This window comes from Bacillus basilensis (assembly GCF_050630465.1).
Taxonomy (GTDB): domain Bacteria; phylum Bacillota; class Bacilli; order Bacillales; family Bacillaceae_G; genus Bacillus_A; species Bacillus_A basilensis.
Map to the genome: position 1 here is coordinate 153,299 of NZ_JBNTQO010000006.1, position 13,158 is coordinate 166,456.

Annotated in this window: 11 protein-coding genes and 1 pseudogene; 1 reads left to right on the forward strand and 11 read right to left on the reverse strand. The window is 34.3% G+C overall.

Annotated elements, in window-relative coordinates; translation table 11 throughout:
* Positions 1-50 precede the first annotated feature (50 nt).
* A complete protein-coding gene (locus tag ACQVV1_RS14870) occupies positions 51-575 on the forward strand; it encodes a DUF4871 domain-containing protein (protein WP_242255480.1) in 525 nt (174 codons plus the stop codon).
* A 293-nt stretch (positions 576-868) separates the two neighbouring features.
* Here the strand turns inward: ACQVV1_RS14870 and ACQVV1_RS14875 are convergent, their stop codons facing one another.
* The 11 genes and pseudogenes from ACQVV1_RS14875 to ACQVV1_RS14920 all read right to left on the reverse strand — a co-directional run bounded on the left by ACQVV1_RS14875 (position 869) and on the right by ACQVV1_RS14920 (position 12,771).
* Positions 869-2,068, reverse strand: a complete 1,200-nt coding sequence (locus tag ACQVV1_RS14875; protein WP_309259689.1) for an NAD(P)-dependent malic enzyme — start codon at positions 2,066-2,068, stop codon at positions 869-871.
* 59 nt (positions 2,069-2,127) lie between these two features.
* Complete coding sequence (locus tag ACQVV1_RS14880) at positions 2,128-3,474, reverse strand: 2-hydroxycarboxylate transporter family protein (protein WP_309259688.1); 1,347 nt, start codon at positions 3,472-3,474, stop codon at positions 2,128-2,130.
* A gap of 122 nt (positions 3,475-3,596) precedes the next feature.
* Complete coding sequence (locus ACQVV1_RS14885) at positions 3,597-4,304, reverse strand: response regulator (protein WP_063225187.1); 708 nt, start codon at positions 4,302-4,304, stop codon at positions 3,597-3,599.
* On the reverse strand, positions 4,301-5,902 hold the full coding sequence (locus ACQVV1_RS14890) for a sensor histidine kinase (protein WP_309259686.1): 1,602 nt from the start codon (positions 5,900-5,902) through the stop codon (positions 4,301-4,303). The genes ACQVV1_RS14885 and ACQVV1_RS14890 overlap by 4 nt, the downstream gene beginning before the upstream one ends.
* 78 nt (positions 5,903-5,980) lie before the next feature.
* Positions 5,981-6,928, reverse strand: a complete 948-nt coding sequence (locus tag ACQVV1_RS29630; protein ID WP_489752941.1) for a methyl-accepting chemotaxis protein — start codon at positions 6,926-6,928, stop codon at positions 5,981-5,983.
* Positions 6,920-7,963 (reverse strand): annotated as a pseudogene (locus ACQVV1_RS29635) (HAMP domain-containing protein); the annotation flags it as partial. The pseudogene ACQVV1_RS29635 and the gene ACQVV1_RS29630, both read right to left, overlap by 9 nt.
* A 241-nt stretch (positions 7,964-8,204) precedes the next feature.
* Positions 8,205-8,942 carry a C39 family peptidase gene (locus ACQVV1_RS14900; protein ID WP_242255490.1) on the reverse strand — a complete coding sequence of 246 codons (738 nt, stop codon included), beginning with the start codon at positions 8,940-8,942 and terminating at the stop codon, positions 8,205-8,207.
* A gap of 13 nt (positions 8,943-8,955) precedes the next feature.
* Positions 8,956-9,777: a transporter gene (locus ACQVV1_RS14905; RefSeq protein WP_242255492.1), complete on the reverse strand. Its 822-nt coding sequence runs from the start codon at positions 9,775-9,777 to the stop codon at positions 8,956-8,958.
* 205 nt (positions 9,778-9,982) lie between these two features.
* Positions 9,983-11,233: a sensor histidine kinase gene (locus ACQVV1_RS14910; protein WP_431169045.1), complete on the reverse strand. Its 1,251-nt coding sequence runs from the start codon at positions 11,231-11,233 to the stop codon at positions 9,983-9,985.
* Complete coding sequence (locus tag ACQVV1_RS14915; RefSeq protein WP_063225193.1) at positions 11,230-11,901, reverse strand: response regulator transcription factor; 672 nt, start codon at positions 11,899-11,901, stop codon at positions 11,230-11,232. The genes ACQVV1_RS14910 and ACQVV1_RS14915 overlap by 4 nt, the downstream gene beginning before the upstream one ends.
* Positions 11,902-12,066: 165 nt before the next feature.
* Positions 12,067-12,771: a metallophosphoesterase family protein gene (locus ACQVV1_RS14920; protein WP_431169046.1), complete on the reverse strand. Its 705-nt coding sequence runs from the start codon at positions 12,769-12,771 to the stop codon at positions 12,067-12,069.
* Positions 12,772-13,158: the final 387 nt, after the last annotated feature.

Here is a 13,158-nt window from a genome sequence, read left to right on the forward strand (position 1 = left end):
TTTCTAGCAAATACAATTACACTAACAATAAAAATTAGGAGTGTGGCACCATGAAAAAAATCGGAACTATGCTACTTTTCTCCTTTCTCATCACTGGATGCGCACAAGCACAGCCTGATTCAGAAGTACCTAAAAAAGAAAGCATCACAACATCATCCACTCAAGTTAACGCACCTTCCTTTTTTCATCTTAGCGTTTTAAAAGATGTGAATTGGGAAGAAGCTCCATCCTTCGTAGATGGAAAAATACCGTTAAAAGGCATTGAAGGAAAAATCGCAATGGCTGATACCTCTATTATCTCAAATGAACAAAATGAAATAATGTGGTACTTTCTAGATCCTGAAATACCAACTGGAAAATTGTCTATCATTGCGCTAAAACAAGGATCTGTCACTCCGGCGCCGGTACTCTTTCAAAAAGACACTTCTAAACAAACTTGGACTACTTCAAATATAGTCGATACTACAATAACAGAACTCCCTCTCGTAATGTCATTACCTTCATCTGGATTATGGATATTAAACATATATATAAATGAAAAATATTATGATCAGTTTGTAATTACTGCTGAGTAAAGTGACAAAACTAAAACACTTTCTTACAACAATGTAATTTCTACGTCATGTACTTCGATAGTTGAAGTAGCTCTCTTCTCTTATACTTAAAGTAAGAAATGACACGAGGAGAGATGAGAGATGAAAAAAATGATAGAAATAATCGTAGCAATAACTGAGGTTTTAGTAAATGGTAAACAAGTTGCAATGGAATTAAATGAATAATGAAGAAACATAAATAATTCTACATTTCTTCATTATTTTGATTTCTTATCTCAAAAAAGCAGTGCCTTTTTAGGCACTGCTTTTAGCTATTAATAAATTGGTATTTTCGTAATTTGCGCCACACCTGAATCAATGGCTGCTTTCGCTACTGCTTCCGCAACACTTGGAACAACTCTTTTATCTAATGGATTTGGGATTACATAATTCGCATTACGTTCTTCGTCCGTAATTATGTTAGCGATCCCATATGCTGCCGCTAACTTCATCTCTTCTGTAATATCGGTCGCGCGCACATCTAACGCACCGCGGAATATTCCAGGGAACGCCAATACATTATTTACTTGATTCGCATAATCCGAGCGCCCGGTTCCTACTACAGCTGCTCCAGCCTCTAATGCATCCTCGGGGAAGATTTCTGGAATTGGATTCGCCATTGCAAACACAATTGCTTTCTCATTCATCATCTGTACAAGTTCTTTCGTTAATACGTTAGGGGCCGATACACCGATAAAGATATCAGCCTGATGAATCGCTTCTTTTAACGTTCCATGCACATGTTCTCGATTTGTCTTTTTTGAAACTTCAATTTGCGCTTCGTTCATCCATGTTTCACCTTCACAAACAATTCCTTCTAAGCTAACTAACGTAATGTGCTTTGCACCAGCCTTTAATAATAATTTTCCAATCGCAATTCCTGCCGAACCCGCACCGTTAATAACAATTTTCACATTATCCATTTGTTTGCTAACAACTTTTAATGCATTAATAACAGCCGCTAAGACGACAATAGCTGTTCCATGTTGATCATCATGGAATACAGGAATATTCGTTTCTTCTTTTAATCGTTTTTCAATTTCAAAACAACGCGGTGCTGCAATATCTTCTAAATTGATCCCTGCAAATGTAGGCTCTAAATTTTTCACAAGGGTAACGATTTCATCCACATCCGTCGTCCCTAAACATAATGGGAAAGCATCTACATTCGCAAATTTCTTAAATAATATACTTTTTCCTTCCATAACAGGCATAGCCGCTTTCGGTCCAATGTTTCCTAAACCAAGTACCGCTGTTCCATCTGAGACAACTGCCACCATATTCCCACGTGCTGTATAGTCATACACCGTTTCTTCATCTGCTGCAATTGCTTTGCAAGACTCCGCTACACCTGGTGTATATGTCAGGCTTAAATCATCCGCTGAATTTACTTCTACTTTACTTGTAATCTCAATTTTTCCTACTAATTCTTTATGCAATAACAATGATCTTTCATTAATTTGATTTTCTAACATACTTATAATCTCCCCTTAATTTGACAAGCTAGCTATATGAATATAGCTAGCTTGTTTGATCATGAAAACATTTTTAATAAGATTGTCGCTGTTACAACCATTGCTGCCCCGCCTAAACGAGTTGAAATTTGCGCGAATGGCATTAATTCCATTCGATTTGAAGCTGATAAAATAGCAACATCTCCAGTTCCGCCTAAACCGCTATGACATCCAGTTACAATCGCTGATTCAACTGGATACATTTTCATCACTTTTCCTACAAGAAAACCTGACGCTACCATTGTAAGAACAACCGATGCACACACAACAACATATCCTACTGAAAGAACTGCCGCTACGTCTTTTAACGGAATATATAGCAATCCTAGTCCAACCATTAACGGCCAAGTTAAATTCTTCGAAATAAATTTATATAGATGGAATGCTCCTTGCTCCATTTTTGCCGGCATTAATTTAAAGTATTTCACAAGTGCTGCTGAGAAAATCATAATGATTGCCCCAGGGATACCGATGAACTTAGAAGCAAATCCTCCGAAGATGAAGAACGTACACGCGATTAATAAACCCGCTCCCATTAATGAGAAGTCAATTGGCTTCTCTGTATTTTGTTCTTTTAATAACTCTGCTTGATTGTCTGTTTTTACTAATACACCGTTACCACTAAGCTCCGGTTTCTTCTCACCTAAACGCTTCATATACCCTGCACTCACAATTGCAAACATATTCCCAATAATAGCTGCTGGAATAAGCTGTGATACAAACGTTGCTGATGATTCGTTTAAAATATCACTATAAGCTAGCGATAATGGTAAAATCCCTTCCCCAATACCACCACTCACAATTGGTACGATGATGAAGAAGAATGTTTGCTTCATTTCAAATCCAAATAGTGAACCGACCAATAATCCTACTGCTACAGAAGCTAAGGTCCCTACTACTAAAGGAATAAACATACGAACGAAACCTTGTACTAACACTTTACGGTTCATTCCTAAAATACTTCCGACTACTAAACAAGAAATATATAAATATAAAAAGTTCGATTTTTTCATTAACATAGTCGCAGCTTCCATTGAAGCTGGATTCATCCAGTTAAAAAATACAAGTAATGATGGAATAAATAACGAAAGTATTGCCGGACCACCGATATTTTTTAAAATTGGAATTCTCATCCCAATGTCTCCTAAGAAAATACCCATGATCATAATAACTGCAAATCCACCAATCATATCTGCTGGCAATTTATTATATACAGATGCCCCATAAATAATAGCAGCCAATACTACATATAACGGTAAAGGTATAACACCGATTTTTACATTCATAATTTTAGAAGCGAAAGATTCTCTTTGTACTTCATTTCCTCCAGGAAATGATACCGCTTCCATATCCTTTTGAATTCCCATATGGCACCCCCTTGTTTTCTTAATAACAATATTAAAACGCTTTCAATAGTAAAAATAGTTTTTGTAAGTTTTGTAATTGATTTTGTAATTAAAAAAAGTATAAGCGACTTATAATAAGTCGCTTATACGTAAAACTCTATTTTCTTTTGATCAACACATCTTAGTTTACTTACAGGTCTTCCCACATGTTGGTACATCATTTCGTTTTCTAACACTCCAATGTCAGTCAAAAACATTACATATTTTCGAATAGAAACTCTTGAAATCCCAACTAATTTTGCCATTTCATCTGTTGTAAACGCTCGTCCATTCAGCGACTCGATTTTCTGCCAAATTAATTGCAACGTTTGCTTCGTTAATCCTTTCGGAAGCTCTTTAGTGACAATAGGCTCTCTTTTTTCTTTTTGCAAAATTAACGAATCTAATTCCGATTGACTAATTTTTTGTTGTTCTTTCATGAAAGTAAGTTTTTCTCGATATATAGTTAATGCCTCTTTAAATCGTTCAAATGTAAATGGCTTAATTAAATAATCTACTACGCCATATTGTAATGCTTTTTTAATACTCCCCATATCATGTACAGCTGAAATCATCATAATATCGATTTCTTTTTCTTGGTTCCGAATATACATTAAAAGCTCAAATCCAGTCTCTTCAGGCATAAAAATATCAAGTAATACTAAATCTACTCGTGATCCCTCTAATACTTCTATCGCCGATTTTACGGAGTTAACTGCTTGAACAAGTTCAAACTCTCCTACTTGCTCTAAATAATGCGTATTTAACATTGCTACCATCGGGTCGTCTTCTACAATTAAAACTTTAATCATATTTGCCTCTCATCCCTACCTTTAGGTATTTCAATTGTTATCTTTGTTCCCTTTCCTACTAATGAATGCATATGAATTTCCCCATTTATTCGCTGTATACTTTCTTTTACAAGATACAAACCATAACCGCGGTTATCTCCCTTTGTGGAATAACCTTTCGTAAATAATACCCCTATTTCTTCTTGTATACCTTTTCCCGTATCTTGTACTGTAATAGTTAATGTATCCCCATATTGTATCTCAAGTTCAACTTGCTTCTTTTCACAATTCGTCACTGCCTCTAATGCATTATCAATTAAATTTCCGACAATCGTAATCAGTTCATGAGTAATACTTTCATCATCTATTTCCGGCATATAAGAATCTTCACTTATAATTAATTTTATATTTTTCTCTCTAGCATAGCTAAGTTTCCCGAGTAAAAAACCAGCAAATACTGGACTTTTTATTCTTTTCATAACTCCACCAATTTCATATTGATGCTCTGACACCATACCGCTTATATACTTCTGTAATTCTTCATACTGCTTCATGTGTGTAAGCCCTAATACGACATGCATTTTATTCATAAATTCATGAGATTGTGCCCGTAACGCTTCCGCATATAGTCTAATACCAGTTAATTCTTCTGCTAATTTTCTAATCTCTGTTTTATCACGAAATGTTGCAATCACGCCAACTATTTCTCCTTTTACATATAAAGGAACACGATTCGTTACAATCGTAATTCCATAAATATTTTGTTCTTCGTTTAATTGTACCTCTCCCGTTTGTAATACTTCTTTTATACGCGAATTAGGCATATACAAATCAACATCTTTACCGATAAAATCTTCTTCAAGTCCACTTTTCTTAAACAATCGCTTTGCCTCATTATTTATTAAAGTTACATTGGCCTCTTTATCTACAGCAATAATACCTTCCTTTACAGATTGTAGCATCGTATTTCTTTCTTCAAGAATTTTCGCTATCCTGTGAGGTTCAAGACCGAATAAACTTTTCTTTATATGTCTAGCTAGCAATATTGCTCCTATAATTCCGACTAGTATCCCAACTCCAACGCCAATATAAATGATATGTCTACTTTCCTTGACTCTCTCTTTTACATTATCTGCTGAAATACCAACGGCCACCGCTCCAAGTTGTTTACCTGTTTCAGAAAATACAGGTACAAACACTCGCATTGAAATACCTAAAGTTCCTTCTGCCAGCGATACATGTTCCATTCCTTTCAATACAGGTCCTTCATCTCCTCCAATAAAATGATGACCTATTTTTTGAGGATTTGGATGTGATTTTCTTATTCCATTCATGTCCATAACTACAATAAATTGAACACCTGTGTTTTTTAATATTCTATTTGTATACGTTTGGATTGCAGAAGTATCTGCTTTCCCAATTAAACCATGGATTACAATTGACTCATTCGCCACAATGTGTGCAATTGTTTTTGCTTTCTCTGCTTGGCTATCCTCCGTTGTCCGTTCTACATTATGACTAATTAATATATCTGTCACAAGTAAAGAAAAAATTACAACTGTACAAACTAACAATGTAATCGTTTTCCATAAATTCCATAGTCTTTTTCTTTTTTTCATCCCGTTAATGACTCCCCTAATTGCTGAATAGAAAAATAAGTAAGGTGATATTATTTTCACCTTACTTATCTGCTGTTATTATACTTTAAATTTACTAGTCATCGCTTGTAGTTCTTCAGCCATCTCAGCTAAGCTTTGCGAAGCTGAACTAATTTCTTCCATTGAATTTACTTGTTCTTCTGTTGAAGCAGCAACATTTTGCATACTAGCTGTATTTTCTTCTGCAGCTGCTGCAATTTCATCAATAGCATTTGTCACTTCATTTGCATCTCCAGCAATTCTCTTCGTTGTTTCTACCATTTGATTAACTTGAGAAACAATATGTGTAGTAGAACTTAAAATTTCCGTAAAACTTTCTTTCGTTTTTGTTACAACATCAAGACCTTGTTGAACTTCCCCATTCACATTATCCATTGCCTTAACAGTATGTTCAATATCAGCCTTAATTTCTGCAATTAAATTTGCAATCTCTCCAGATGATTCTCCTGATTGCTCCGCTAATTTTCTAACCTCATCTGCTACAATAGCAAACCCTCGGCCCTGTTCACCCGCTCTTGCTGCTTCAATAGCCGCATTTAAAGCTAATAAGTTCGTTTGAGTAGCGATGTTTTGAATTGCTTCAGAAATAGCTCCTACCTGCTTTGATTTCTCATCAAGAAGTTTAATAATAGCATCCGACTCGGATACCGATCTAGAAATAGACTGCATTTGTGTTGCAGTTTGTTCAACCAAGTCTTCACCCTCTTTAGCTCGCTCTCTCGCATGTAATGAGGAAATAGAAATGGATTCCGCACTTCCAGTCACATCTTGAATTGCTGTATTTACTTGTTGTAATGTAGCCGCACCTTCTTCAACACCTTGACTTTGTGATTCAGCCCCACCTGATACTTGTTCCATTGCAATTGTAATTTGATCTGTCGCATCATTTGCTTGCTGTACGCTCGCTGTTAACTCTTCAGCCGATGCCGCCACATGCTCTGCTGAAAAACTAATTTGAGTAATAATATCTTGTAAAGAGGCAGACATTTCATTAAATGAATTCCCTAATTTTCCTATATCATCATTTGAATGAATTGTAATTTTCTCTGTCAAATCCCCCTTACTAATTTTATATGCCGAGTCAGCTATTTTTCTTAATGGTCTTGTAATAGACTTTGTGATGAAATAAATTAATACACTACCAAATACAATAGCGATAGCAATGACAATAAAAGTCTTATAAAAAACTGGATTCGCAGCTTGGGTAATTTCTTCATCAAACATGACTCCAACTACTTTCCAGCCCGTTTTCTCATTTGTTGCAAAGATTAAATTCTTTTTATCATCTTGTTCTGTATAAGAAACATTTCCTTGTTTTTCTTCATAGATTGGTTTAACCCAAGGATCAGTAACTTTTGCACCTGGTTTTCTAGATGGATGACTAACAATTTGCTTATTTTGATCTAAAATAACTGCATAACCTTTTTCCCCAATGTTAATCATTTTGGAGATTTTTAAAATATTATCTAAATTTAAGTTAATTCCTATAACACCTTTACCATCTTTTACTTCTTTAGCAATTGTCACTACCATATTTTTTGTAGATGCTGATTGATATGGTGCAGTAACAATTACTTTCCCTTTATTTTCATTTGCTTCTTTATACCAATCTCTCTCTGTTGGATTATACCCATCAGACATTTGGATAAATGGTTCTCTTATAAACTTTCCCGTCTGCGTTCCAATATAAATACCTTCTACTTCTGGATGAAGTTTTATATATTGCGCTAATTTCGTTCTTACTATTTCTTCTTGTCCGTTTGGATATGTATCCTCTGTTAAAATGTCTGCAAAATATGCTGCATCAACAAATTTCTCTTCTATATTTTGAGAAATAACAGTATTTAAAATCGAAATATTTTCCTTTGCTTTACCTGTAATTTGTTGTTCAAAATTTGTTTTGGCAGTTTGATATGAAACACCACCGATAATAAGTCCTGGTATAGTTAAAATAAGAAAAAATGAAATGATTAATTTTTTCTTGATACTCATACATTTAACCCAGTTAAATATTTTTTGCATAATAAACCTCCTTTATGTAATGTGGATACTTGTGTAATTTTATACAAGTGACATATATAAAACAATATATAATGATAACATGTAATATTTTTGTCAATTATGCATTTTTACATATTCACTACTTCTAAATATTTAATTATAAAAAATAAGAGAACTTCAGCTCATATAATAAGCTAAAGTTCTCTTATTTCTTAACAAAAAAACACCTCTTATAATTCCTTACATCTCTTTCCTTACTAATTCATTTGGAGCTTTTCACATAACTAATCGCCTGACTCCCCATTTGTATCCACGCCTTTTCAAAGCTTTCTCTCGGTACTTTTACATCTAAACTATCACTGAGAGGATCTCGAATATATACAAATTCCTTATCATATCCAATCAGTACAGCGCAATGTTCATTATACGTAATAGAAACATCTCCACTATTTGTCTCCCATGTAGTGAATTCATCCTCATCTAGTGGCGCAAATGTTGCATTTGTAATCATGACTACCGGTTGTCCTGCCTTTACACTCTTATACATTTCTTCTATACCCTTCCCCGTTAAATCTACAGCTTTATTAGGTAAATACTTTTTCGCTAATTGAAAAAGCGGCCCATGATATACACCATATCCAGATTCAGAAAAGGTATAAATATTTCCTACAAATCCTTCATTCGGATTCCCACGTACACCATCGTTCATAAAATCAACTTTCTTTATTTCATTTGCTAATTTCATCTTATCCACTGTAATACCTGCGTATTGTAACATCATCGCTAAGCTCGTTACTTCACATCCTCTATCTAACTCTGGTAATTGCTGAATTAATGGTACATTTGATAAGATAACCTTCTCATCATTATTACTAAACCCCGTTCGTTTTTCACTTTGTATATTGAAGAATGTTAATTTTGTAATTCCATTTGTATATACACTCCATACTGCTATACCGAGTAAAGCCATACATATATACCACTTCCATTTCCTTATCACTCTCACACCCTTTTTAGTTCGTTAAATAAGAATAAAATGCGTCCGCATCCGTTCGAATCACTGGTACAAAATTTAGTTCTTTTCCTTTTTCAGGCTGATCTTTTTTTATTTTTTCTGCTAATTCTTGAACATTCATATTCGTTTTATCCATATTAAGCTCATCTGCCATTTGTAACACTTTTTGTTCATTAATTTCGCTTAATACTTGATATATATCTTTCCCATACAAATCGATATGATATTTTTTTGCTTCTTCCTGTACTTTTTGTTCGTACACTTCTTGCGCTAACTCTTCTATCTCTTTTCCTTTTTGTGAAATACCTAACTTCCCTGCTTCCTCTCTTACTTTCGTTCCATAGATTTCTTCCGCAATTTCTTCTATTTCTTTTCCATTTGTCGAAATGCCTAATTTATCCGCTTCATCGCTAATTTTAATCGTATTAATTTGAGTAATCAAATTTACAATTGATGTATTTTCTATAGATATGCCTAGCTTTAACGCTTCTTGCTTCACTTTTGTTTCATAAATTTCTTCTGAAAGAGTTCCAACATCTTTTCCTTCAATCGAAATTCCTAACTGTTCCGCTTCTCTTCCTACTTCTGTTTCATGGATCTCTTTTTCTAGCGTAATTTGTTCTTTCCCTTCCGTTTCAATACCTAGATTCTCCGCCTTCTCTTCTGTATGCACCGCATGTATCTTTCCGTTATTTAATTGTTCTTTACTGCGCTGCGTGTAATCTGTCTTTCCTTTTGATGTTTCAGAAGGAGAGGCACCCCCTAATATACTTAAACTCATTACTCCAATAGTGAATACCGTCATCATTTTCTTTTTCAAAATTAATTCCTCCCTCTTACACTTTCTTTTCCATCATTCCCTATACATAATCAAAATAACATTATGATTGATATAATCTGTTCAAATATCTTTTTATAATCACTTCTTCATGTGACGAACTTTCTGTATATAATACATGTTACAAATTGTTTCTTAACTTTCCCTTAAAAAAGACGACCTTGTAAAAACAAGATCGTCTTCTCACTTATATTCTTTGATTTTTAGGGAAAATCACGTCAAAACAAGTACTCTCTCCCCATTTGCTCTCTACTGATATTTTCCCATAATGCTTTTCTACAATCCAATTCGCGATTGAAAGGCCTAATCCCGCTCCTTCTGACGCACTCCTCGCTTTATCTCCTTGATAAAAACGGTCAAATAGTTTTGGGATGTCCTCATCTTTCACTCCTATCCCATCATCTTTCACTCGTATACGAATCGAACTGTTCGTTTGTGTACACTCGATTTGAATATGCCCACCTTTATTCGTATACTTCATCGCATTATCTAATAATATGACCATCATTTGATGAATTCTCTCTCTATCACCCATAAATGATATGTCATGTTCTACTTTCAATATCATCTCTTTTTCTTGATAGGAAGCAATTTCCTTATATGGATCTACTATTTCTTCTAACAATTTATCCATTTCAAATGTTTTCTTATCCATCTCAATTTGATTAGAATCTGAACGTGCTAACAACAATAAATTACTAACGAGCTTCGACAATCGTCTACATTCCTTTGAAATCGTAGAGATATCCATCGCCTTTTCTTCTATCGTAGCAGATGGAGATTGGAATAACACATCCGTTTTTGATTGAATAACTGCAAGCGGTGTTCTTAGTTCATGCGATGCATCAGAAACAAATTGCTGCTGTTTCTCCCATGAATTTTGAATAGGTATGAGTGCTCTGCCAGCTAGAAAAAAGCCGATACCTATCGCACATAGGCTTCCTATGCTACAACCTATAACGAGAATTAAAAATAAAGTGTTTAGCATCTCTTCTTCAGCTGTTGTATCACGTACAATTTGAACTATTTTTCCATCTTCTTGAAGCGCAAATGTTCTAAAATATCGTCCTTGCACTTCAATATCTTGTAAATCTCCTAACTTTTTTGGAGAAAACTTTTCCAAATTCTCTTCAAAAATAGACCGGAATTTATGGTTATTCCCCTCTACCTCCACTATTTTCCCATTCCAAGTTATTTTAGTTACACGCGGATCTCCAATTTTAATATTCTCCATACTTTTTCTTGGTGGTATTTTAACATCTGAATTTTTTCCATACTGAGTCGCCATTTTTATAGATTGATCCATTTCATTATAAATACGCTTATATGTGTACGAATAAATAATACTACCTAATACGCCTATTAATATGATAAATACTAATGAATTCAATATAGTCAATCGAATGCGTGTCTTCTGAAACATACTTCCCTTTTTCATTGTTCTTTTAATATATATCCAATACCTCGAACGGTTTGAATATCTTTCTGATAACCGAATGGCTCTAGTTTTTTACGTAAATGATGCACATACACTTCTACAATCGCTACTGTCGTATCTGAATCAAATCCCCAAACACGATCAAAAATTTGTTCACGCATTAAAATCTTCCCGCTATTTTGAACGAGATACTCTAGTAGCTCATATTGTTTCAACGTCAGCTTAATACCTTGTCCATCCACTTGAACGTCTTTATCTTTTCCGAACAATTCAATCCCTTTATAGCGAATGGTTTGCTGTGTCGTTAAACTACCACTTCTGCGTAGTAAAGCGCGAATTCTCGCTTTTAATTCAGGGGCCTGAAACGGCTTAACGATATAGTCATCTCCACCAAAATCCAACCCTTTCACTCGATCTTCTAAAGAATCTCTCGCTGTCAAAAAGAGGACTGGCGTTTCAATCTTTTCATCACGTATTTTTTGAATCACTTCAAAACCATCCATTTCTGGCATCATCACATCAAGCAAAATAGCATCATATATATTTTGTAACGCTAAAAATAATCCATCTTCTCCATTCAATGCTGTATCTACTTCAAATTCATCACGCAAAATTTGTACGATAGACTCTAATAACGAAGCATTATCTTCTACTACAAGCAAGCGCATATTCTCACCTTCCACTATATCGTTCGATTCTATTTATGATTACATTTTTGACTATTTCCTTCTAACGTTTTTCTCGATATAAAATTTGAAAGATTTATTATAAAAGCTCTTCCTTAAATTTTGCTTAATAAAAAATTGAAAGAAATAAGATTCTCCTTATCTCTTTCAACTTTTTACTACGTACACCTTTTTACTAGGCAATTCTAAACAATTTAGCTGGCCACCATATACAGCACCACCATCAATTCCTATAATACCGTTATTCCCAAAATACACATTACAATTATCATTTCCATGAAGCGTTTTTGTTTCCGTATGACCAAATACAACAACCTTTTCGCCACTATATCCATTATGAAACTCATTACGGATCCACATTAACGCATATGGTTCAGATTCAGAAACTCGTTTCAATGGCTCAACACCAGCATGTACAAATATATACTCTTCTGTTTCAATGTAATGATCTAATTCTTGAATAAACTTTACATGTTCTTTTAAAGCATGCGATTGTAAAATCGGTTTTTGGAAGTCCTCCTCATTAACTGCAATATCTTCTTCTACAAATCCATAGCTGTATAAAGTCTTATCTCCACCATTCCTTTTTACCCAATGGTTCCATGAGCGTTCCTCATCAGTCGTTAACGCTTTAATCATCATATCTTCATGATTGCCCTTTAGAACGAGGGCTCCTTCTTCTTTTAACTCTTTTACCTTGTCAATTACTGCACGCGCATTGGGACCACGATCCACATAATCTCCTAGTAAAATTAATTGATCCTGTTTTGTATCATATTGAGCTTCTTCCAATAACTGTTCGAACTTTTCTATTTCTCCATGAATATCACTAATAACAAGAATTCTTTTCATATTATCCCCCCTCTTTCTAATTATAGTTCAAAACGACAGAAAGTTCCGAATCATGATTTCAAATCACATTTATTACAAAATAGACTATTATCCTTACAACAATGTAAGTCTCTTGTCATTCAATTCGATAGTTGCAATTGCTATATTTCCTTATACTAAAAGTAAGAAATGAAACAAAAAACAAGGAGAGATGAGAAATGAAAAAAGTGATGGAAATTGTAGTAGCAGTGGCAGAGGTTTTCGTAAATGGCAAACAAGTTGCAATGGAGTTAAACAAATAATGAAAAGAGCAAGATTCATTCTAGACCCTTTACTCATATAAAAGAGATAAGACTTCTTCATTTTTTTGATCCCTTATCTCCTTGTAAAAAACCGTATCCTTTTTCA

Bases quoted from the DNA above. Each gene is read 5' to 3' on its own strand.
- ACQVV1_RS14875 (WP_309259689.1), bottom strand. From the start codon at position 2,068: ATGTTAGAAAATCAAATTAATGAAAGATCATTGTTATTGCATAAAGAA.
- ACQVV1_RS14880 (WP_309259688.1), bottom strand. From the start codon at position 3,474: ATGGGAATTCAAAAGGATATGGAAGCGGTATCATTTCCTGGAGGAAAT.
- ACQVV1_RS29630 (WP_489752941.1), bottom strand. From the start codon at position 6,928: ATGTCTGCCTCTTTACAAGATATTATTACTCAAATTAGTTTTTCAGCA.
- ACQVV1_RS14890 (WP_309259686.1), bottom strand. From the start codon at position 5,902: ATGAAAAAAAGAAAAAGACTATGGAATTTATGGAAAACGATTACATTG.
- ACQVV1_RS14870 (WP_242255480.1), top strand. From the start codon at position 51: ATGAAAAAAATCGGAACTATGCTACTTTTCTCCTTTCTCATCACTGGA.
- ACQVV1_RS14915 (WP_063225193.1), bottom strand. From the start codon at position 11,901: ATGCGCTTGCTTGTAGTAGAAGATAATGCTTCGTTATTAGAGTCTATC.
- ACQVV1_RS14910 (WP_431169045.1), bottom strand. From the start codon at position 11,233: ATGAAAAAGGGAAGTATGTTTCAGAAGACACGCATTCGATTGACTATA.
- ACQVV1_RS14920 (WP_431169046.1), bottom strand. From the start codon at position 12,771: ATGAAAAGAATTCTTGTTATTAGTGATATTCATGGAGAAATAGAAAAG.
- ACQVV1_RS14885 (WP_063225187.1), bottom strand. From the start codon at position 4,304: ATGATTAAAGTTTTAATTGTAGAAGACGACCCGATGGTAGCAATGTTA.